This is a genomic window from Pontibacillus yanchengensis Y32 (assembly GCF_000770635.1).
Taxonomy (GTDB): Bacteria; Bacillota; Bacilli; order Bacillales; family BH030062; genus Pontibacillus; species Pontibacillus yanchengensis.
On record NZ_AVBF01000001.1, the window covers coordinates 51,185 to 72,623 of the forward strand.

Annotated in this window: 19 protein-coding genes; 17 read left to right on the forward strand and 2 right to left on the reverse strand. The window is 36.0% G+C overall.

The window, feature by feature from the left end:
- Positions 1 to 13: 13 nt before the first annotated feature.
- The 4 genes from N782_RS00225 to N782_RS00240 all read left to right on the forward strand — a co-directional run bounded on the left by N782_RS00225 (position 14) and on the right by N782_RS00240 (position 2,704).
- Complete coding sequence (locus N782_RS00225) at positions 14 to 1,663, forward strand: amidohydrolase (RefSeq protein WP_036815022.1); 1,650 nt, start codon at positions 14 to 16, stop codon at positions 1,661 to 1,663.
- A gap of 58 nt (positions 1,664 to 1,721) precedes the next feature.
- Positions 1,722 to 1,913, forward strand: coding sequence for a hypothetical protein (locus N782_RS00230; RefSeq protein ID WP_036815024.1), 192 nt, complete (start codon positions 1,722 to 1,724; stop codon positions 1,911 to 1,913).
- 55 nt (positions 1,914 to 1,968) lie between these two features.
- Positions 1,969 to 2,184, forward strand: a complete 216-nt coding sequence (locus N782_RS00235; RefSeq protein WP_036815026.1) for a hypothetical protein — start codon at positions 1,969 to 1,971, stop codon at positions 2,182 to 2,184.
- 70 nt (positions 2,185 to 2,254) lie between these two features.
- On the forward strand, positions 2,255 to 2,704 hold the full coding sequence (locus N782_RS00240) for a hypothetical protein (protein ID WP_036815029.1): 450 nt from the start codon (positions 2,255 to 2,257) through the stop codon (positions 2,702 to 2,704).
- 351 nt (positions 2,705 to 3,055) lie between these two features.
- Here the strand turns inward: N782_RS00240 and N782_RS00245 are convergent, their stop codons facing one another.
- Positions 3,056 to 4,546, reverse strand: a complete 1,491-nt coding sequence (locus tag N782_RS00245; RefSeq protein ID WP_237582211.1) for a flagellin N-terminal helical domain-containing protein — start codon at positions 4,544 to 4,546, stop codon at positions 3,056 to 3,058.
- 186 nt (positions 4,547 to 4,732) lie between these two features.
- On the opposite strand from N782_RS00245, the gene N782_RS00250 reads away from it, so the two are divergent.
- Positions 4,733 to 5,476 carry a YveK family protein gene (locus N782_RS00250; protein WP_036815034.1) on the forward strand — a complete coding sequence of 248 codons (744 nt, stop codon included), beginning with the start codon at positions 4,733 to 4,735 and terminating at the stop codon, positions 5,474 to 5,476.
- Complete coding sequence (locus tag N782_RS00255; protein WP_036815036.1) at positions 5,466 to 6,161, forward strand: CpsD/CapB family tyrosine-protein kinase; 696 nt, start codon at positions 5,466 to 5,468, stop codon at positions 6,159 to 6,161. The genes N782_RS00250 and N782_RS00255 overlap by 11 nt, the downstream gene beginning before the upstream one ends.
- A 43-nt stretch (positions 6,162 to 6,204) precedes the next feature.
- Here the strand turns inward: N782_RS00255 and N782_RS00260 are convergent, their stop codons facing one another.
- Positions 6,205 to 7,179: an LCP family glycopolymer transferase gene (locus N782_RS00260; protein WP_036815038.1), complete on the reverse strand. Its 975-nt coding sequence runs from the start codon at positions 7,177 to 7,179 to the stop codon at positions 6,205 to 6,207.
- Between the two features lie 272 nt (positions 7,180 to 7,451).
- On the opposite strand from N782_RS00260, the gene N782_RS00265 reads away from it, so the two are divergent.
- The 11 genes from N782_RS00265 (at position 7,452) to N782_RS00315 (ending at position 21,439) form a co-directional block, all read left to right on the forward strand.
- Positions 7,452 to 8,219, forward strand: coding sequence for a tyrosine-protein phosphatase (locus tag N782_RS00265; RefSeq protein ID WP_036815041.1), 768 nt, complete (start codon positions 7,452 to 7,454; stop codon positions 8,217 to 8,219).
- A 351-nt stretch (positions 8,220 to 8,570) separates the two neighbouring features.
- Positions 8,571 to 9,731 (forward strand): sulfate adenylyltransferase, encoded by a 1,161-nt coding sequence (gene sat / locus N782_RS00270; protein WP_420805568.1) that lies wholly within the window; start codon positions 8,571 to 8,573, stop codon positions 9,729 to 9,731.
- Between the two features lie 13 nt (positions 9,732 to 9,744).
- Entirely contained in the window at positions 9,745 to 11,517 is a 1,773-nt protein-coding gene (locus N782_RS00275) for an SLC13 family permease (RefSeq protein ID WP_036815044.1), read from the forward strand.
- A gap of 9 nt (positions 11,518 to 11,526) precedes the next feature.
- The gene (gene cysC, locus N782_RS00280) at positions 11,527 to 12,126 is read left to right on the forward strand and encodes an adenylyl-sulfate kinase (protein ID WP_036815046.1); all 600 of its coding nucleotides are present in this window, start codon (positions 11,527 to 11,529) and stop codon (positions 12,124 to 12,126) included.
- Positions 12,127 to 12,483: 357 nt separating this feature from the next.
- Positions 12,484 to 14,334, forward strand: coding sequence for a polysaccharide biosynthesis protein (locus tag N782_RS00285; protein WP_036815050.1), 1,851 nt, complete (start codon positions 12,484 to 12,486; stop codon positions 14,332 to 14,334).
- Positions 14,335 to 14,346: 12 nt separating this feature from the next.
- Entirely contained in the window at positions 14,347 to 15,369 is a 1,023-nt protein-coding gene (locus N782_RS00290; RefSeq protein WP_036815054.1) for an NAD-dependent epimerase, read from the forward strand.
- Positions 15,362 to 16,642 carry a nucleotide sugar dehydrogenase gene (locus N782_RS00295; protein ID WP_036815056.1) on the forward strand — a complete coding sequence of 427 codons (1,281 nt, stop codon included), beginning with the start codon at positions 15,362 to 15,364 and terminating at the stop codon, positions 16,640 to 16,642. Before N782_RS00290 ends, N782_RS00295 begins: the two co-directional genes overlap by 8 nt.
- A gap of 81 nt (positions 16,643 to 16,723) precedes the next feature.
- Positions 16,724 to 17,701 (forward strand): hypothetical protein, encoded by a 978-nt coding sequence (locus N782_RS00300; protein ID WP_036815059.1) that lies wholly within the window; start codon positions 16,724 to 16,726, stop codon positions 17,699 to 17,701.
- A gap of 30 nt (positions 17,702 to 17,731) precedes the next feature.
- Positions 17,732 to 19,090, forward strand: a complete 1,359-nt coding sequence (locus N782_RS00305; protein ID WP_036815062.1) for a flippase — start codon at positions 17,732 to 17,734, stop codon at positions 19,088 to 19,090.
- A 1-nt stretch (position 19,091) separates the two neighbouring features.
- Positions 19,092 to 20,330 carry an O-antigen polymerase gene (locus N782_RS00310; protein WP_036815064.1) on the forward strand — a complete coding sequence of 413 codons (1,239 nt, stop codon included), beginning with the start codon at positions 19,092 to 19,094 and terminating at the stop codon, positions 20,328 to 20,330.
- Positions 20,330 to 21,439, forward strand: a complete 1,110-nt coding sequence (locus N782_RS00315; RefSeq protein WP_052111068.1) for a glycosyltransferase — start codon at positions 20,330 to 20,332, stop codon at positions 21,437 to 21,439. The genes N782_RS00310 and N782_RS00315 overlap by 1 nt, the downstream gene beginning before the upstream one ends.

Consider the following 21,439-nt stretch of genomic DNA (forward strand, 5'->3'; position numbering starts at 1 on the left):
CAGGAGGAACGTTATGATACAAGCAGATCAACTTTATGTAAATGGAACCGTGTTAACGCTGGATGAGGAATCCACCCGCGCAGGTTCTGTAGCTGTTCGTTATGGAAAGATTGTTGGGATTTGGGAAGCGAGTGTCCCAGCGCAGGACGAGGTATCACATGATGTGGAAGTTATTGATTTAAAAGGGAATACAATGATACCTGGGTTTATCGATACGCATAATCACCTGTTCATGTACTCGCAAACACGTGAGCACGTGAACTGCGCGACACCACCGAACCATACGATTCAAGACATTCTCATGCGCGTCCGTGCCCAGGCTGAAGAGGTAGGGGAAGCAGAATGGATTATGGGATGGGGGTATGATGATACGCTTTTACAAGAAAGCCGTCATATTACTCGGGAAGAGCTCGACCGAGTAGCTCCTCAACATCCCGTGTTCATCCGTCATATTTCCGGTCACTTAGCGGTCGTGAACTCCAGGGCGCTTGAGGTTGCAGAAGTGCCGGAGGATATAGAAGACCCATCTGGAGGACACTTTGGTCGTGATGAAAACGGCAATCTAGATGGTGTCTTATATGAATTTCCTGTGCTCGATTACCTATTTTCCAGTATGCCGGAGCTTTCTGTTGAGACATTAACCGAGAAGATTAATCGGGCTGCGATGGACTACTTGAAGCAAGGCATTACCACCAATACAGATGCCGGTGTTGGCCTGGACCTTGGCATGAAGGAATACGAAACGCATACGAAAGCATTGGCAGAAGGGAAGAATCCACTTCGCATGCGCTTTATGATGCTGCATCATCTGGTGCGTGATGGCGGTCCTTTTGATGGCATGACGGCTGAAGAAATGAATGAAAAAATCATGGCTGATTCTAATGGACGAGCTGTATTGGATAGTGCGAAGCTGTTTCAGGACGGGTCCATTCAAGGATTAACGGGCGCCTTGCTAGAACCTTATGAGCAACATCCTGATGTGACTGGAGAGCTTGTTTTTGATCAACAGCTTTTCAATGATATGGTGCAAGAACTACATGACCGAGGCTTTCGCGTAGCCACCCATGGGAATGGCGACCGGGCGATTGGCTCGATTATCGAGGCGTATACGAACGCCATCGACCAAAACAAGCGAGAAGACCATCGCCATCGTATCGAGCACGTACAAACAGGTTCGCAGGCTGATTTAGATAAAATGAACGACTACAATATTGCAGCTTCCTTCTTTATTAATCACGTCTATTACTGGGGTGACCGCCACCGAGATATTTTCCTCGGAGAAGCACGAGCATGCAGAATGAACCCTGTAGCGGAAGCAGTCGAGCGGGATATGCTCTATACGTTACATTCCGATAACCCAATCACAGCCATATCCCCACTGTTCTCCATCTGGGCTGCAGTGAATCGCGTTACCCGTAGTGAAAGAGTACTAGGAGAAGAGCAGAAGATAAGCGTCAATGAAGCGCTCAAATCTATGACAATCTATGGAGCAGAGCTTAACTTTGAGGAAGATATCGTTGGTTCCATCGAGAAAGGAAAACGCGCTGATTTTGCAATACTAGATAGCGATCCAACCAAGGTGGATCCGATGAGGATTAAAGATATTGGCATAGTAGCAACGATTATTGGCGGCGAGAAAATGTTTGATGAACTAACCACTTAGTGGGATGGAGGGACAGGTCCCTCATCCCACTATGCCTATTTGGAGGGGAGATGTAAGCATGGGGGGTAAATCAAAAGTTCAGAAGTACATGTCTTACCTGTGTTTGAGTATGCTCATCATCATAATCGGAGGTTTTCTACAATTAGCAGTCGAAACCATTGGAATGGTCCTATTCTGGACCTTCGAAATAGGTGGAGGGTTGCTGTTATTATACAGTTATATCATGGTGAGAAAATACAGTAACGAATAATGGGACGAAGGGACAGGTCCCTCGTCCCAATTTGGAAGAGAGATGGGGGGACTTCATGGAAAAAATAGAGGATATGAAAAACGTGAATATGATTGGTGCTATAATAGCTATCCTAGCAATGTTTCTATTCCAACAAACGTTTGTCCCTTTTATTTTGTTTGTATTATACATGTTACTCGCTCATCTATTCTTCTATAAGTATAGGGATTATCGGGTGATAGTTCTTTATGCATTTCTTATTGGGTTATTAATCTATCGAAATGCTTTATAATGTATGGGGCTAGAACTAAGTGGTTTCGAAACAGTGTAGGAAAACAAGGCAGGTTTAGGAGAGAAGTTATTTGAATAAGAAGAGTAATAAAAAGGTTTTGGCGCACAACTTACTAATGTTTAGTGTATTAGTTGGCTTATTTTTCTTAGTCGGATGTCAACAAAATACCGACGATAAGGCCAATAGTGATGCTGTTGTACATTATGAGTATCTGTCGTTAGATGAAGACTATACTGAAGAGATAAATAATTGGTTAAGCGAAGCAAGAAGAAATAAGGATGAAGAGTTGTATCACCTTAGTTTAGATAATGGAGAAGAATATGTATATGGCAAGGGGTACAATAAAGGAAAAGTACGTTATACATATGAGGAATTTGATGGGAAGAACCATAGTTCGATAAAAGCAACGTTGCTTAAAGGGGAGAGCACTGATGAAGTGTTCATTAGAATAACGTCTAACAAAGAGGTTGATAGCATTACGTTAGATATGACCGATGATGCAACCCAATTTTATAATTAACAACATAACATTATCGAAATAGGAATAACCTAAGTATAAAAAACGCTCTGAGATGATTTGAATCGGAGCGTTTTTTTATTACATAATTTTATTAAACTAGTACCCCATTAGTGAAGAAATACCTCCTAACGATTGCTACGAAAACATGTCACTGAATGTTTCACTATATGAGATGAGGGACCTGTCCCCTCATCCCACCCACATCTTAGATGCTGAGGGTCAAATCCTCTTGCATGCTTTTTTACTATGTATCTCGACTAAAATCCATTAACGAAGAAGAAAGGCGCACCACAACAAAAAAGACGAACTCAAGGAATAGGAGAGTCCGTCTTTTTAGTAGAAAGAGGTGTATTACTTCATAATAGCTAGCACATCTTGTCTTTTTTGATTGGCTTTAGCAAGTAAGCTTTGAGATACATTTGTAAGTAATTTCTCTTTTACTAACTTCATAGATTGATTAGCCATATCGGTATCAGCAATTCTAGACTTGCTTTCTGTTAAATTGATTTTATAGTTACTCACATTGTTACTGATATGATCCAGAGCATTTGTGTAAGATCCATATCTTGATTGCTCAGATAAAACTTGATCCATTGCCCCTTCTATCTTACTTAAGGAGTTTAATGCTTCTTGTTTCGTGTCCATTTGAATGCCATCAATGCCTAGGTTCGTTGTTCTAGCATCGAACAACGAAACATCAAATTGATCGCCTGAAGAGGGACCAACTTGAAGGGAGAGGGGAGGCATATCGTTTTCCTCCGTAGTAGAGGCTTCCTCTCCAATGGATTTTCCAATGATAGAGGAGAGTTGGTTCCCCCAATTGCTATCATTAATATCAACGGACTTGCCACCTGTTTGATTGATAAATTGATCAAATTCCTCTGTGCTTTCCGGTCCTGTTGAAACTGGCCTAAATGCCCCATGTACACGAACCCCGTTAGATGATAATTCTGATAAAACTTGATCAATATCGGATTGATTACTGATATCATCTGCATCTTCATCAGACACTAGAATCATATGTTTCACCTGTTGGTTCGTGCCATTATCTCTGTACGAGTACTCATTCATGGCTTTAGTCATTGCTGTAGCTAAGTTCTCACTTACCCCACTTGTGCTAGACGAAAGACTATTCAGCGTATCGGCTACTTCTTTTGGATCATCAGTCCATGAACTTCCTGAAGCAAATGAGTGGATGGTGCTCCCGCTTGTATAGTCCATTGCACCAAAACGGATATCTGATACACCTTCACTACTTACTTGATTTACTAAATTCGTAAGATTGTCTGCAACCTTACCTTGAATTGACCCCATACTTATAGAATTATCAATAACAAATAGAACATCTGCTTTCCCCTGAGGAGGTGGGTTTCCCTTGTCTACTGGTGGGCGGAGGACTTTCGTTGTATTAAATTCTGTATGATTGGCAATATCATCTATGCTACCTTTGATTTGTTCGACTTCTTTTTGTATTGCTTTTCGATCCTGGGATGTAAATGTATCGTTCGCTGCTTGGATAGCTAATTCTTTCAACCGCATTAAATTAGGATCGTTAATCTTATTTAGTCCGCTTTCAGCAGTTTGAACAAGATTTATCCCATCTTGAATATTACGTTCTGCCTGGGCTAGGCCTCTTATTTGCGCCGTCATCTTTTGAGAAATACCTAATCCAGCAGCATTGTCTGAAGCAGTGTTAATACTCTTTCCACTACTTAACTTCTGCATTGTTTTCGATGTATTTGTAGTTGATTTTGATAGATTATTCGTAATTTGTAATGCCGATATAGAATGGTTAATAATCATGTAAACACCTCGATGTAAATCGTTTCCTAATAATACCATATATGAATATTGAAATCTATTTATTGTAGAAAATTCCATGCTACGAAATTTTATTGCAATTAAATTCCATTCGTTAGGAATTTAGAACTAATACATATAATTTATAAAATGTTAATAAATAACTCTGTCAGATTATGCTATAATGTGTCTAGTCTGCTAGAAAATACATACAATGGAGGTACATTCATGGAAGAAACAATCTCTCTCAAAGAGATTTTTGAAGTATTGAAAAAACGCATCATTCTTATTTTATCCTTTATTATTGTTGCTACGGTGACAAGTGGAATCATCAGCTTTTTCTTTTTAACCCCAACCTATGAAGCTAGTACGCAGTTTTTAGTTAATCAGAATGAGAGAGAAGCAAATGCGAATTATAATGTGAATGACATCCGGACAAATGTGGAGTTAATCAATACATATAATGTTATTATCAATAGTCCGGCCATTTTAGATGAAGTGGTAGATCAGATGGGCTTAGATATCACGTCAGGTCAACTCAAGCAAAAGCTTAATGTGAATAGTGAACAAAACTCTCAGGTTGTTACCGTGACAGTTACTGATTCAAATGCTGACAAAGCAGCTACAATAGCAAATACTACTGTTGAAACCTTCCAAGAAAAAATTCCCAACCTCATGAATGTAGACAATGTTAGTGTTTTGTCAAAAGCAAACGTCGGGTCTAATCCATCACAAGTTAGTCCTAAGCCAGTACTGAATATAGCCATTGCGTTTGTTGTGGGTGCTATGATTGGTGTAGGGATCGCCTTTTTATTAGAGTACCTTGATAATAGTCTTAAAAATGAAACAGATGTAGAGCAGACGTTAGGACTACCGGTACTAGGTGTGATATCTGAAATCAAAGAGGATGATTTAGGTAGTTCAAGGACCAATCGTTCCTCCCAAGTAAGAGGTGAATCTGTTGGCACGTAAGAAGAACTTATTAATGAAAGCTCGTACACTCATTACGAACTTTAACCCAAAATCCCCCATTTCAGAACAATATCGAACAATCAGAACCAATCTACAGTTCGCCTCTGTTGATCGCGATTTACGGACCATGATTGTGACTTCACCGGGACCAGGCGAAGGAAAATCGATGACAGCGGCCAATATTGCCACCGTGTTTGCCCAACAAGGGAAGAAGGTCTTATTGATTGATGCTGACTTAAGGAAGCCAACAATGCATTACACGTTTCGAGTAGACAATTCCAAAGGATTGAGTAATTATTTGGTTGGAAGTGATGCATTATTTGAAACAGCTGCAGCTAGTGGAATTGAGAATCTTCATGTAATGCCATGTGGTCCAATCCCACCAAATCCTGCTGAACTGTTAGGTTCCAAAGCAATGAATGGGTTAATAGAAGAGGCGCAGCAAGAATATGATCTTGTTATCTTTGACACACCACCCGTACTAGCTGTTACGGACTCTCAGATTCTAGCAAACATGTGCGATGGTGCCCTCCTCGTCGTCCGAAGCAAACAAACGGAAAATGACTCCGCCCAAAAAGCCAAGGAACTGCTAGAAAACGCTCATGCAAAAATCTTAGGTGTTGTACTGAACGGAAAACAAATCAAGAAGAGTAATTATTATTACTATTATGGAACAAATGCATAACTTGTAAAAAAGGAACCCTACTTCATACAGTAGGGTTCCTTTTTTATGGTGATTGTAAATGATTTTTAAGGATAGAGGATACACGATTTCGTTCTTCCTCACTCACTATGTAGTACCATAAGCCATCAATGGTTTGGCCTGTTCCATTCAGGGAAAGTTTTTCAGTATTCTTACGTGTGCTGGCGAAATGACGTTGAATCGATAGCATTCTATCTAATTTCATGTTCGTTGCTACGTTATTGGATACAATATCGAGTAACCCTTTTACCTTTGTAATGGACGTGAAACTTGCAAGTTCATCCATCATACTGGTAATGACTCTTCTTTGACGTTCCTGACGACCAAAGTCACCATCCGGATCCTTCTTGCGCATCCTTGTAAACGCAAGGGCTTCATCCCCGTTTTGTAGGGTAATCATTCCATCCTTAAACAAGTATCCTTTATAGGAAAACGGAAAATCATTTTTAACGACAACACCATCTAGTAAATCAATAGTATCCTGGAACCCTTCCATATTAACGCGAACATAATGGTCAATCGGTATATCCAGGAATTGTTCTACTGTATTCACAGTCATCTGCATTCCACCATAGGCATACGAATGATTAATCTTCGTTACACGGCCGTCTCCAACAATTTCGGTTCTTGTATCCCTAGGAATACTGACCATCTTCATACTATCTTTCTTTCGATTCACCGTTACCAACATTAGCGCATCGCTACGTCCTACATCATTGTTTCTTTCGTCCACACCAGCTAATAGAAACGTAAGTGATTCTTCGATGTCTTCGCCACTCTTTCTTTGTATAGGATTCAAATCTTGTAGTTGGAAAGAGGATTTTTCATCATGATGTCCCATTAATCCATCTTCTTCTAAAGGCGTATAAACAGAGTCGACTGTGTTTCTTACCTCGGAATACATATAAAACAACCAGCCGCACACGCTAAAGAATAAGATAATAAAAATAAGCCACACACGTTTTCTTTTAAGTATTTTTTTCTTGCGTGTCATTTTCATTTTAAGATTCCTCATTTATTAATAGTCTTGCAAAACATAATTATATCAGAAAATGGAATTAAGAGGAGTAAATAGAAAGAAATTCATCAATAGACAGAGGGTTTATCTACAGTAATATACAAAAAAGGTATTAATTTTATACCATTCGACACAGTTCGCTATTCCCAATATAGGATTATACTGGTAGAATTGGAAACATCATTGTAATAACAGGAAGTTAAAACCATTAAATAAATGCAAATTACTCAATTTGATAAAGGTGTGTAGGTCTAATGATAGATGTCCACAGTCATATATTACCTAATATGGATGACGGCCCTCAAAATGTAGAAGAAAGTAAAAATATGGCGAAAGCCGCTATGAATGATGGAATCCATACCATCATCGCTACCCCACATCACCAAAATGGAACCTACCTTACATACCCTGATTCCATTCGAAAGTCCGTCTCCAACCTCAACCAAGTACTAGAAGAAGCCAACGTTCCCATTACCATCCTTCCTGGTCAAGAAACACGCATTAACGGAGACATGGTAACCGACTTACAACAAGGAAACATCCTACCACTCAACGAAACAAGCGGCTATGTCTTTGTCGAACTGCCATCTGATCACGTACCACGATATACCGGACAAATGCTATTTGATATCCAAGTAGCTGGATACAAACCAATCATTGTCCACCCAGAACGCAATAGCGAACTGATTCAACATCCAGATCAACTTTATATATTTGTGAAAAACGGCACATTCACCCAAGTGACTGCTGCCAGCGTTTGTGGGAAATTCGGTAAAAAAATCCGTAAGTTCTCCCACCAACTTATAGAGGCCAACTTAACACACTTGATTTCGTCTGATGCCCATAATACCTCCACCCGTAATTTCTGCATGCGAGAAGCCTACGAAGAAATTGAAAGAGAATATGGCATCTCAGCTAAATACACTTTCAGTGAAAATGCAGAGCTACTAGTAGAAGGAAAAGTCCTAGCCATGGACGTCCCAGAACGAATCAAAAAACGCAAAATACTAGGATTATTCTAACAACATCCAAATGAATCGAACGTGCAAAGAATCAACAACAAGGTGATGTCTCCTAACCTCTATCAACGGAGGCACTCGGCCACACTGTGGGTGCAGCACAAGCTGGACACCTTAGACGCAAGTCGTCACCGGTGGGGTGTGAGGTAGGGTTTAATGCCCTGTTTTTTTAATTTACATAGGAAATTGGGATAAATATCTAATGAGTGAGTAGGTGATCGTATTTATTCATTAGGTGATTATCAGCAGTTTTAACAAAAGACTTGAAACCACAATTGTCTTAAAAAGGAAATATCTTGACTAATCATTAGCACTTTAAATTTTTACTAAACAATATTCACGGAGGTAATTACATTGGTACAAACATTAACAAACGAATCCAATCCCCATGGTGGTACACTTGTAAACCAAATAGATGAATCACAAAAAGCTAGAGAAGAAGCGGAATCACTTCAGAAGTTAACCATTTCCGATTGGTCCGTTTCTGACCTTGAATTAATCGGTATTGGTGGATTCAGTCCACTTACTGGTTTTATGAAGGAACAAGATTACACTCGTGTTGTAGAAGAAATGCGCCTTAAAACAGGTGAGATTTGGAGTATTCCAATTACCCTTCCTGTTAGCGAAAAAGAAGCAAAGCGCTTCGACTTAGGTGAAAAAATCGCACTGCAAGGAGAAGACGGCATCATTTACGGTACGCTAATAGTAGAAGAAAAATATACGTATGATAAAGAAAACGAAGCAGAAAAAGTGTACGGTACCAAAGAAGAAGCACATCCTGGTGTGAAGAAGGTATATGACAAAGGAAATGTTTATCTTGGTGGCCCGATAACTCTTATTAATCGTCCTAATCACGGCGAATTCTCTGACTTCTATTTAGATCCAGCAGAAACTCGTCAACTGTTCGCTGATCTTGGTTGGAAAACAGTAGTAGGATTCCAAACTCGTAACCCAGTCCATCGTGCACACGAGCACATTCAAAAAACAGCCCTAGAAGCGGTAGATGGTCTACTTCTTAACCCACTTGTTGGCGAAACAAAGTCTGATGACATTCCAGCAGATGTTCGTATGGAAAGCTATCAAGCTATCCTTAATAACTATTATGTAGAAGGTCGTGTACGTCTTGTTATCTACCCTGCTGCGATGCGTTACGCAGGTCCACGTGAAGCAATTCTTCACGCAACAGTTCGTAAAAACTACGGTTGCACGCATTTTATTGTTGGTCGTGATCACGCTGGGGTAGGCGACTATTATGGCACATATGATGCGCAGCGTTTAATCGAAACAGTAGAAGACGAACTAGGCATTGCCATCTTCAAGTTCGAACACGCATTTTATTGCACTGTATGTGAGAACATGGCATCTGCGAAAACGTGCCCTCACGATAAAGAAAACCATGTTCATTTAAGTGGAACTAAAGTTAGAGAATTGCTACGTAATGGAGAACGTCCTCCAAAAGAATTCTCCCGTCCTGAAGTAGCGGACGTACTGATTAAAGGTATGAAGCAGGACTAGAGGTGACAACTACATGACAGCTGAAATGATCATTGTGATCATAGCTATCTTACTAATGTTGGTCGGGCTATTCTTCGAGATAGCCCGACCGGATTTGTTGGTATTTGGGACTTTATTCTTTTTTCTGATGATGGGCTATGTAGATACAGAACAAGCACTATCTGGTTTTTCTAATGAAGGGATGCTTACAATCGCATTGCTTTTTATTGTAGCGGGAGTTTTTGAGAGAAGTGGACTGATTGAGAGGTTGATAGGGAAATTTTTAGCTAATACCAATTCTGAAAGAGGAGCTTTAATGAAATTGCTACTTCCTATTTCGGGTTTCTCTGCCTTTGTAAATAATACCCCAATCGTAGTTACACTTACGCCCATTATTAAAAAATGGGCCGCTGAAAACAACATTTCACCTTCTAAGTTTTTAATTCCTTTGTCTTATGCATCCATTATTGGAGGAACTATCACTTTAATGGGGACTTCAACAAACCTAGTTATCCATGGTTTGCTATTGCAAGAGGGAGATTTAGGGTTTACCTTTTTTCAGCTAGCGTGGGTTGGATTACCAGTTACTATTATAGGAGTAATCTATTTAATCCTATTTGGACCCAAAATTCTGCCAAATAATCAGAGTTTAATTGACAAGGTGAAAATGAACACTAAAGACTACTTAAGTGAAATGGCAGTTACCTATGAGTTTCCCTCCAAGGGGCGGACAGTTGAAGAGGCTGGTTTAAGAAACTTAAAGGGATTATATCTCATTGAAATACTTAGAGAGAACAAAAGCATCTCTCCTGTCACGGGAGAAACAATGATTCTCGAAGGTGATAGGCTCTTATTTACAGGTATGCTTTCTACAATTGCGGATTTGCAAAAACGAAAAGGTTTAACTCTTGATACTGGAACAGATATTTCAATTGATGACGTAGAGCAACAAGAATCTCCGTTGGTAGAAGCAGTAGTGTCACATCAATCGTATTTGTTAGGGAGAACCATCAAGCAAAGTCGTTTTCGTGAAAAGTATAATGCAGCCGTGCTTGCTGTTCATCGAAATGATGAGCTAGTACAGGGGAAAATCGGTGATATTGTTCCAAAAGCAGGAGATCTATTATTACTTGTTACAGGGGAAAATTTTGACCCTCACCAAGACCATCGTGATTTTTATACTACATCACCTGTCGACGAGCAAAAGTTTTATGAAAGTGAAAATAAGGGTTGGTTTGCTCTCGTTTTACTCCTCAGTATGATTGCCTTAGTAACATTTCAGGTTATTTCTATTTTTAAGGCAATGGTTATAACCGTAGGAGTATTAATTGTTACTAAAGCCATTACCCCTAGGCAAGCTAAACAATCCGTTCAATTTCAGGTGTTGTTGTTAATAGCAAGTGCATTAGGTATAGGGAGTGTTATTAAGGAAACAGGAACAGCAGAATTTCTAGGGAACTCTCTAGTTAACTCACTTGCTCCTTTAGGAGTAATTGCAATTCTAGGTTCAATTTATATGATGACCAATATATTTACGGAGTTAATTACAAATAATGCAGCTGCAGTTATTATGTTCCCAATTGGGTTGGAAGTAGCATCCAGTGTTGGTATAGAGCCTATTGGTATGGCGGTGTTAGTAGCAATAGCAGCTTCTGCTAGTTTCTTATCGCCTATAGGTTATCAAACCAACCTAATTGTCTATGGCCCAGGCGGCTATACCTTTAAAGATTATTTAAAGAGTGGTTTTCCACTAACGCTATTAGTTATGATAACCACGATAATGATTGTACATATAAAGTATATTTAGGAGTGTTACATAGTGGAATCAACTAATATTACTTGGCATAATTCTAAAGTTACTAAAGAAGATCGCCAAAAACAAAAAAATCATAAAAGCCCTGTCATTTGGTTTACTGGACTTTCTGGTTCAGGAAAATCAACAGTTTCCGTAGAACTGGAAAAAGCATTATTTGAACATGGTGTTCATGCTTATCGTCTAGATGGGGATAACATTCGCCATGGACTTAACAATAACCTTGGATTTAGTCCTGAAGATCGTAAAGAGAACATTCGACGTATTGGGGAGGTAGCTAATTTACTGAATGATGCAGGTTTAGTTACACTCACAGCATTTATTTCTCCTTATAGGGAAGACCGTAATCAAGTAAGGCAACTACTTGAAGATGGAGATTTCATTGAGGTTTTTGTGAAATGTTCTTTGGAAGAATGCGAAAAGCGAGATCCAAAAGGGCTTTATCAAAAAGCGAGAGATGGGGAAATCAAAGGTTTTACAGGAATTGATGCACCATATGATGAACCAGAACAACCAGAAGTAACGGTGGAAACAGATGAAATGGAGTTAAAGGAATCTGTTGAAGTAATAATGGATTATTTAAAAGAAAATAATCATATTTAAATAACTTATATGCCTGCAATCATTAAAGAGAGCAGTCCTGTAAATAAAAACGTATATGCTACAAATTTCGCTACATATTAGTGAAGAGGAAATCATGAACGGTGAGATTGTCCAGAAAGATAATAGAGTGATAAAGGCGAAGCGAGTTTAGATTTTACTCACTTCGCCTTTTTTAAGCAATTGTTGATGAAAGATTATTTTTTCATAACGGGTGTACCTGCTCTATTATATTGAAGGTAAACTATAACTTGGTCATTGCAACACCACACCATCAAAATGGAACCTTCAATAAATTTCTATTCGTAACGTTTTAGGATTATTCTAACAACATTACAAAACATGAAAGGGGGAGGATATATGTCTTTTAGTAAGCGATTGGCATTATTGATCTTCATAGATTCTATGATTGTTTCCTTTTCTATCTATATGTCGCATTTCTTTTTAAATCCTTACTATGCTATCTTTGATAATACTATATTAATGTCATCAATTATTCTACTTGTTTGTCATCATTTATTCTCTTGGTTATTAGGCATGTACAGGAAAGTGTGGAGATATGCCAGTATGGAAGAACTGGTAGGTATTATTATTGTAGTGACATCATCAATTGCAATTACCGCTGTAATTCAGCTCATAACTATTGGTGCGATTTATGAGAGAGCATTAACAGTGACATGGATGTTACATATTCTGTTAATAGGTGGCGTTCGTTTCGCATGGAGATACTATAAGACTTATGGTGTTACTTTTCGACCAAAAGGAAAAAGAGTAAATGTAATAAAAAATAATGAAAATATTCAAAGAACATTAATTGTGGGAGCAGGTTCAGCAGGACAAATGCTTGCACGACAAATGAAAAATAACAAGGAAGAACATTCTCAGCTTATAGGTTTTGTGGATGACGATGAGACGATGCATGGGCTAAGTATATCTGGTATCCCGGTTCTTGGAGGTGCTCACCAATTAAGCTCAATAGCTGAGGCCAGAAATATTGATCATATCGTTATAGCGATGCCTTCAGTAGAGCTTCATCGTAGAAAAGAAGTTATTCAACAAGCACAAGCAGTTGTAAAGAATGTTCAAACGCTACCCATGATCGAAGATATAGCTATGGGAAACGTCTCCACTAGCCAAGTCCGTGATGTGTCTATTGAAGACCTTCTTGGAAGAGAACCAGTAGAATTAGATATGGAATCAATTTCTTCTGAAATTAACGGAAAAACGGTTCTTGTGACAGGTGCGGGTGGATCAATAGGTTCGGAAATTTGCAGGCAAATTGTAAAATTCAAACCTTATCGTCTAGTTCTTTTAGGTCACGGTGAAAATAGCATTTATACCATACATATGGAGTTATCAAAGTTAGATTTAGATATCAGTATTGTTCCTGTCATAGCAGATGTGCAGGATCGTGAACGTATGTTTGATGTGGTCCGAGAGTTTAGTCCTTCTTATATCTATCATGCAGCAGCACATAAACATGTTCCATTAATGGAAGCTAATCCTAAAGAAGCTGTTAAGAATAATGTAATGGGGACAAAGAATATAGCAGAAGCAGCTAGCACATTTGGTGTTCGTAATTTTGTACTGATTTCATCCGACAAAGCAGTGAACCCTCCTAATGTGATGGGGGCAAGTAAGCGTATTGCTGAAATGATTATTCAATCATTGAATGGCGTGAGTGACACAAACTTTGTTGCAGTGCGTTTTGGAAATGTACTGGGCAGTCGCGGTAGTGTCATTCCATTATTTAAAAAGCAAATAGAAAGTGGCGGACCAGTAACCGTAACCCATCCAGAAATGACACGTTACTTTATGACAATTCCGGAAGCTTCAAGACTTGTTTTGCAGGCAGGTGCCTTAGCGCGTGGTGGAGAAATTTTTGTGCTAGATATGGGTGAATCTGTGAAAATTGTAGACCTTGCTCGTAACTTAATACATCTATCTGGATTCACCGAAGACGATATATCTATAGAATTTGCTGGAGTTAGACCAGGAGAGAAATTGTATGAAGAGTTGCTTAATAATAATGAGGTATATGACAAACCAATATTTCCAAAGATTTTCATTGGTAAGCCAGTTGAGATTAAGGATGAGTATGTTGAATACTTAATTGATCATCATGAGTCTTTTCAATTAGATCAATTAAGATATTATGTACTATCTCTAGCAAACAATGAAACTATGGATAACTTCAGTTATGCAAAATAGAGGAGAATGTATATGGAGAAAATATTAGTCACAGGTGCAGCCGGTTTTATTGGCTCTCATGTAAGTAGTAGATTATTAAAAGAAGGACATACAGTAATAGGAATTGATAACCTAAACGATTATTACGACCCTTCCCTTAAAGAGGATAGACTAAACAAAATTGACAAGGAAAACTTTTATTTTGAAAAAGTATCTTTAGAGGATAAGGCGGAAATGGAAAATGTATTCCAAGAACATAAGCCTAGTATTGTTATTAACCTTGCAGCTCAAGCAGGAGTAAGGTACAGCCTTGAAAACCCTCATGCCTATATAGATGCAAACGTAGTAGGGTTTATTAATGTATTAGAAGGATGTAGACATCATGATATCAAACATTTGATCTATGCATCTTCCAGTTCTGTGTACGGAGCCAACACAAAATTGCCATTTTCAGTTCATGATAATATCGACCATCCAGTTAGCCTCTATGCAGCTACTAAAAAATCGAACGAGTTAATGGCACATACCTATAGTCATTTGTATAATTTACCAACAACTGGGCTTCGGTTTTTCACTGTTTATGGCCCATGGGGTAGGCCAGACATGGCATTATTCTTATTTACAAAGGCAATTATGAATGGTGAACCTATTAAGGTTTTTAACAATGGTGATATGATGCGTGACTTCACTTATATTGATGATATTGTAGAAAGTATTACAAGATTGACCAATCAACCACCTGAACCAAATGAAGATTGGTCAGGAGATGCACCAGATCCAGGGACGAGTTACGCATCATACAAAGTATATAATATTGGTAATAATTCGCCTGTAAAATTAATGGATTTCATTTATGAAATAGAACAAAAACTTGGAACTGAAGCAAAGAAAGAATTCTTACCTTTACAAGCAGGAGATGTTCCTCAAACGTATGCTGATGTGGAGGATTTATTTAATGCAGTTAATTTTAGACCACAAACAACTATAAAAGAAGGCATCAATAACTTTATTGACTGGTACCTAGATTATTATAAGGAGAATACAATACATGGCTAATAATATTGCAGTAGTTGGTTTAGGATATGTAGGGCTTCCCGTAGCCGTTGCATTTGGTAAAACAGAAAAGATTATAGGCTTTGATATTAATGAAGAGCGTATTAATACACTAAATGAGGGTGTTGATTTTACTAATGAGATAGAACCGAAAGATCTTCAAGAAGCAAATATTGAATTCACTAGCGACCCTTCGAAATTGGAGGAAACCAACTTTATTATTGTTGCTGTTCCAACTCCAATAACTGAAAATAAACAGCCGGATTTAACACCTGTTATCAAGGCCTCTGAAACGTTAGGGAAACATTTACAACCTGGAACAACTGTTGTTTATGAATCTACTGTGTATCCAGGAGCTACCGAAGAAGTATGTGTTCCAGTGTTAGAAGAGCATTCAGGCTTAAAAGCAGGTGAAGATTTCTTTGTGGGGTATTCCCCTGAAAGGATCAACCCTGGCGATAAGGAGCACACTTTTACAAAAATCACGAAAGTGGTTGCAGGACAAAGTGAAAAGATAACAAATGATATAGCAGAAGTATATAGTGGTGTAGTTGAAGCAGGTGTACATAGAGCAGAATCAATTAAAGTAGCAGAAGCTGCCAAAGTAATTGAAAATACACAAAGAGATTTAAATATTTCCTTGATGAATGAACTGGCAATGATATTTGACCGTCTGGACATTGATACAAACGATGTATTAAGAGCTGCCAGAACTAAATGGAACTTCTTGCCGTTTAGTCCTGGACTAGTAGGTGGTCACTGTATAGGAGTTGATCCATATTATTTAACTCATAAAGCAGAGAGTATAGGATATCATCCTCAGGTAATTCTAGCGGGTAGAAGAATTAATGATAACATGGGTAAATATATAGCAACTTCCTTAGTAAAACAAATGATTCATAGGAACCTTCCAATTCAAGGTGCTAGAGTAACTGTAATGGGTCTAACATTCAAAGAGAATGTTCCGGACCTTAGAAATTCTAGGGTGATTGATATCATTAGAGAACTAGAAGACTTTGGAGTAGAAGTACAGGTTACTGATGCTTTAGCGAATCCAATAGAGGCTTATGAGGAATATAATATTGATTTAATTCACTATAATGAACTTAGACCGGCAGATGCTGTGGTAATGGCTGTTCCTCATGATGAATACCTTAAGCAAGGTTGGGGGCAGTTTGAATACTTATTAAAGCATGGTAGAGGTATAGTTGTGGACATTAAAGGAAAATTAGATCATAAAAATTATCCAGATAACATAAGTTTATGGAGATTATAATGTATTATTATTTTAATTAATTTGATAGTAAATTGTTAAAAAATTTTTTATGAACATATTAATTCTAGAAGGTGGATAGTTATGAATACTATATTTGTTACTGGTGCTATACAAAAAAAACAAGCCCACTCTTTACAAGGTTACAATAAATATGAAGTTGCAAGAATATTAGAATTAGATGTAGAAAGAATAGAAGTTGTTAATGATTATAATTATTCGTCACCTAAAGATGTAATTCCAAAAGAAGAAATTTCAATAGTTTTTAAAGCGGGCACATTACAAGGTGATTATATACACGTTTGTACAACAACAGAGGTTATGACTTTACATGCTGAAACACTTGAGAAAGTAAATTACTTTTCACACAAATCATTTAATGATCTACACCATGTTAGAATGACCAAGAATGGAAATTACTTAGTGGTGAATACTGGATTAGACTTGCTAATGGAATTTTCATATGAAGGTGAATTATTAGCTCAATGGCCGGTGCACGATGATGTTGAAACTTATAATAGTGATGTTGACTATAGAAAAATTCCTTCAACTAAACCACATACTTCTCATCCCAATTATGTAACAATATTAGATAATCATTATTGGGTTACCAGGTTTAAACAAAAAGATGCAATAAATATTCATAATAATAATAAGGCTAAAATAAATATCGAAGGAATGCATGATGGTATTGCATACAAAAATTTCATTTATTATACCACTGTTAATGGCCATATTGTTAAATATGATACAGTAACTCATACTTATGAAGATTATGATTTAAATAAATTAGAAGAAAGCTTTATTACCACTTTTAAAGCTTTAGGCTGGTGTCGTGGATTAAAGGTAGTTGATGAAGAGACTGTGATAGTAGGTTTTTCTCGATTGCGACCAACAAAGCAAAAAGATTATACTCAGTGGCTAAATGGAAATATTGATAAGTTGAAAAGTAGTCGTCACTTACCAACTAGGATTGCAAAATATAACTTAAAGAAAAAAGAAAAGATGTGGGAAATAAATCTTGAAAAGCAAGGGCTTAACGTAGTTTTTTCAATTCTTTAGAAAACTTCTTTTAGCAATGAGGATAATCAAATGATAACTAAAGTATTAAATAATAATATGAATGTGTTAAAACGTAAACATAATAAAGAGATTATGAGTGGTGCTGTCTATGGCATCTTAATAAAAATCTTTGCTTTCCTTATAAATTATTTACTTATATGGTATATAGCACAAAGATATGGCGCTTCTCAAATGGGGATATTTAACTTAATAATTACATTTCTTAATATATTTACCATATTATCCATGTTAGGAACAGGAAATGGAAGCATAAGATATATATCTAATTACAAGAAACAATCATCAAACGTTGAGTTGATATATTTTGTGAAAAAGATATTATTTTTAGGCTTTATTGGTACATTAAGTATTACAACTTTACTTGTATTTTTTAATGTACCAATTGCTGTTACGTTTTTTGATGGAAATGTATCGTTGGTATATATTATATGTTTCACTTTACCATTTTATGTGTTTAATAGGTACACTACATTTATTTATCGTGGATTAAAAAAAGTTAGTACTTCACTTATGTTTGAGAGCGTTTATTTTCGAGTATTAGTTTTAATAATACTACTCTTATTATCGATAGTTAACTTTGGGATCATAAATTATGAGGTAGCTGCCAGTGTTATTATATCTGCAATATTAGTTTCAATTGTTAGTTTTATTTATCTTTATAAAGATAGCTTTTTTTCAAAAAAAACTAATAATTATAAAACATTAAATAATTATTCTCCCTCTTCTAAAGATATTTTAAATATTTCTTTACCAATGATGATTTCATCAGCTACTCATTTAATGCTATTTTGGACAGATACATTAATGTTAGGCGCTTTCTTAGGTCCAGAGGAGGTGGGAATCTACAATGTGGCTTTAAGAATTTCGTTACTAACTAGCTTCTTTTTAATTGCTATAAATAACATTATAGCTCCTAAAATTTCTGAGCTATATTGGAATTCCGAGTATCAGAATTTGAAAGAAATTATTCAATTTTCTTCTAAGATATTGTTTGTTTCTTCTACACCTGTGTTAGTAATTATTATACTTTTTTCAGGTTTTTTCTTGAACATTTTTGGATCTGAATACACGAGTGGTAAATATGTTTTAATAGTATTATGTTTCTCTCAATTGATAAATTCAGTTACAGGATTTAATTATCAATTATTAAATATGACCGGTAGTCAAAGCTTGGTTCAAAAAGTATTAATAGCTGTGTTATGTTTGAATGTTATTTTGAATGTATTCCTAATATTAATTTTTGGAATGATAGGGGCAGCCATAGCTACATCACTTACCTCAATAATTAGGGATTTAACATTAACTTATCACTCAAATAAGAAACTTGGATACAGAATATATTATTTACCATTTAGTAGGAGGGAGTAAATTGCAAATTATCTTCATATTTACTTCGATTATAGGAACTCTCTTCTTCTTACTTTGTAAAAGAAGGTTTGATTTATTTTCACTAGCATATTTTAGCTCTTTAGTGTATTTTTTACCGGCTTACTTTGGTTTTGTTTATACCATTTATGGGGATAAAATTTCTCTTTCTAGCTCCACTTATATTATAATGACGATTTTGTTAAGTTCATTAATAATTTCCGCTCTTTTATTTGATAAAGTTAAAGTGAAAAAAAGTATATTTAAAAAAATAGAAGGGCAACATTTTTTTTTAACAAGCTTATTACTCTTTTCTGGATTATTTATATTTTTAACATTGATTGGTGCAGAAGGGCTTTTTAAGAGTGAAAAAAAAGAAATTAGGGATCAACTATCATATTCTTTTCTATTATGGGGAGTTACTGCCAGTCTAGGGTTAATACATTCTGTAATTACAAAAAGGAAAAGCTATATAATCGTTTTCACTTTATTTTTAATAGTTAACTTACTAATAGGAAATAGAACTTCTATTATATTAGCTGTAATGTCTATTATATTATTTCACTTCTATAGAAATGGTTCAAAACCAATAATACAGCAAGTAAGTGTGAAAAAGATTTTCTTAATTTTATGTTTCATTTATATTTCTTTTATGGGGAAAATCATATATGGATCTTTTAATCAAGGTGGAATTAATTCCGTAGTAAGCAATTTGTTTAAATGGGAGAACATAGAAAGAAGCTTCTCTAATAGTGAACCATTTGGCAGACAATTAATCTTAGAGACGATTGTTCAGACGAATTTTAATCTAGATTTAAATTATGTATTAATATTATTAGTAAATTTTATACCTATTCCTATTTCTATTTTTGGCTTTAACTCTGGAATTTTTAATGAGAAGTTCCAAACTACATTATTTCCTAATGCTGATTATGGGATGGCATACAATTTTTGGGCTGAAGGTTATGCTATAAAAGGATTTTTTGGGATTGTAATTTTTATCCTAATTTATAACATAGGAATTGCTTTATTCAATACCATGCTTCAATCAGATATTAGTCTTATAAATACAGTAGCATTATTGATGGGTACTTACTGGACATTTTATATACATAGAAATTCCATGGGAACTATTTTTTCCTTTGAGAAACAAATCTTCTTCGTTGCTATAGGTGCACTTATTTTATCAGTAATATTATATATTTTTAATAGAGGAATTACAAAAAGAGTGGTGGATGATTAGTGAAGATAAATATTACACATGTTATATCTGGATTGGATAAAGGTGGAGCTGAAACTATGCTATTTAAGCTCCTTAATAACATAAATTTAGATAAATATAATATAACCGTAATTTCTCTCACTGGTAAGGGATTTTACGGAGAAAAAATAGAAAATTTAGGTATCCCTGTATTCACTCTTGATTTACAAAAAAAACTTTTATTTCCATTTGAAATCTTTAGAGCTTATAAGATTACAAAAAAAGCAGATTTAATTCAATCATGGATGTATCATGCTGATTTATTTTCAGTGTTTCTAGCGAAGTTTTTCAGGAAAAAAGTTTTATTTTGGGGTATTAGACATAATAACACTGACTTTAAAGAGAATAAGTTTACAACAGTTTTAATAGTGAAAATTAATAAGATGTTATCTAAAATACCAAATAAAATAATAAGTTGTTCAGAAAATGGTATGAGGGAGCATATTAATATTGGTTATAATGCTAATAACTTTTTAGTTATACCAAATGGTTTTTATTTACCTGACTTAAATGCTTTTAATAAGAGTGAAAAAAATATGTTAGACCCTAAAATTACAAAAATTATTCACGTGGGAAGGTGGAATAAACTTAAAGATTATAGCAATCTATTAAGTTCATTGAAGTATGTAATGGATAAAGGGTATTCCTTTGAATTAACTTTGTGTGGTAAAGATATTGATTCAAATAATACCGAGCTGTTAAAGATGATAGAGTCAAATAAACTATCAGATAGAGTTAAATTACTTGGAAGAAGAAACGATGTACTACATTTGATGCAATCTTCTGATGTTTTAGTCTCTTCTTCATCTGGAGAGGGTTTTTCGAATGTAATTGGGGAAGCAATGGCATGTGAAACTCCATGTATCGTTACTGATGTCGGTGATTCTAGTTATATAGTAAATAATGAAGAATATACAGTACCTCCAAAGGACTATGTTTCTTTAGGAAATGCAATAATTAATTTTATTAACAAATCTTCTTATGAAGTTAAAAATGATGGAAAATTAGCTAGGCAAAGAGTTTTAGAGAAATTTGAAATATCTAAAGTCGTTGAGGATTTTGAAAAGCTATATGATAATTATAATGTTTAA

Bases quoted from the DNA above. Each gene is read 5' to 3' on its own strand.
- N782_RS00225 (WP_036815022.1), top strand. From the start codon at position 14: ATGATACAAGCAGATCAACTTTATGTAAATGGAACCGTGTTAACGCTG.
- N782_RS00250 (WP_036815034.1), top strand. From the start codon at position 4,733: ATGGAAGAAACAATCTCTCTCAAAGAGATTTTTGAAGTATTGAAAAAA.
- N782_RS00230 (WP_036815024.1), top strand. From the start codon at position 1,722: ATGGGGGGTAAATCAAAAGTTCAGAAGTACATGTCTTACCTGTGTTTG.
- N782_RS00245 (WP_237582211.1), bottom strand. From the start codon at position 4,546: ATGGTATTATTAGGAAACGATTTACATCGAGGTGTTTACATGATTATT.
- N782_RS00305 (WP_036815062.1), top strand. From the start codon at position 17,732: ATGATAACTAAAGTATTAAATAATAATATGAATGTGTTAAAACGTAAA.
- N782_RS00300 (WP_036815059.1), top strand. From the start codon at position 16,724: ATGAATACTATATTTGTTACTGGTGCTATACAAAAAAAACAAGCCCAC.
- N782_RS00235 (WP_036815026.1), top strand. From the start codon at position 1,969: ATGGAAAAAATAGAGGATATGAAAAACGTGAATATGATTGGTGCTATA.
- N782_RS00275 (WP_036815044.1), top strand. From the start codon at position 9,745: ATGACAGCTGAAATGATCATTGTGATCATAGCTATCTTACTAATGTTG.
- N782_RS00285 (WP_036815050.1), top strand. From the start codon at position 12,484: ATGTCTTTTAGTAAGCGATTGGCATTATTGATCTTCATAGATTCTATG.
- N782_RS00260 (WP_036815038.1), bottom strand. From the start codon at position 7,179: ATGAAAATGACACGCAAGAAAAAAATACTTAAAAGAAAACGTGTGTGG.
- N782_RS00295 (WP_036815056.1), top strand. From the start codon at position 15,362: ATGGCTAATAATATTGCAGTAGTTGGTTTAGGATATGTAGGGCTTCCC.
- N782_RS00290 (WP_036815054.1), top strand. From the start codon at position 14,347: ATGGAGAAAATATTAGTCACAGGTGCAGCCGGTTTTATTGGCTCTCAT.
- N782_RS00265 (WP_036815041.1), top strand. From the start codon at position 7,452: ATGATAGATGTCCACAGTCATATATTACCTAATATGGATGACGGCCCT.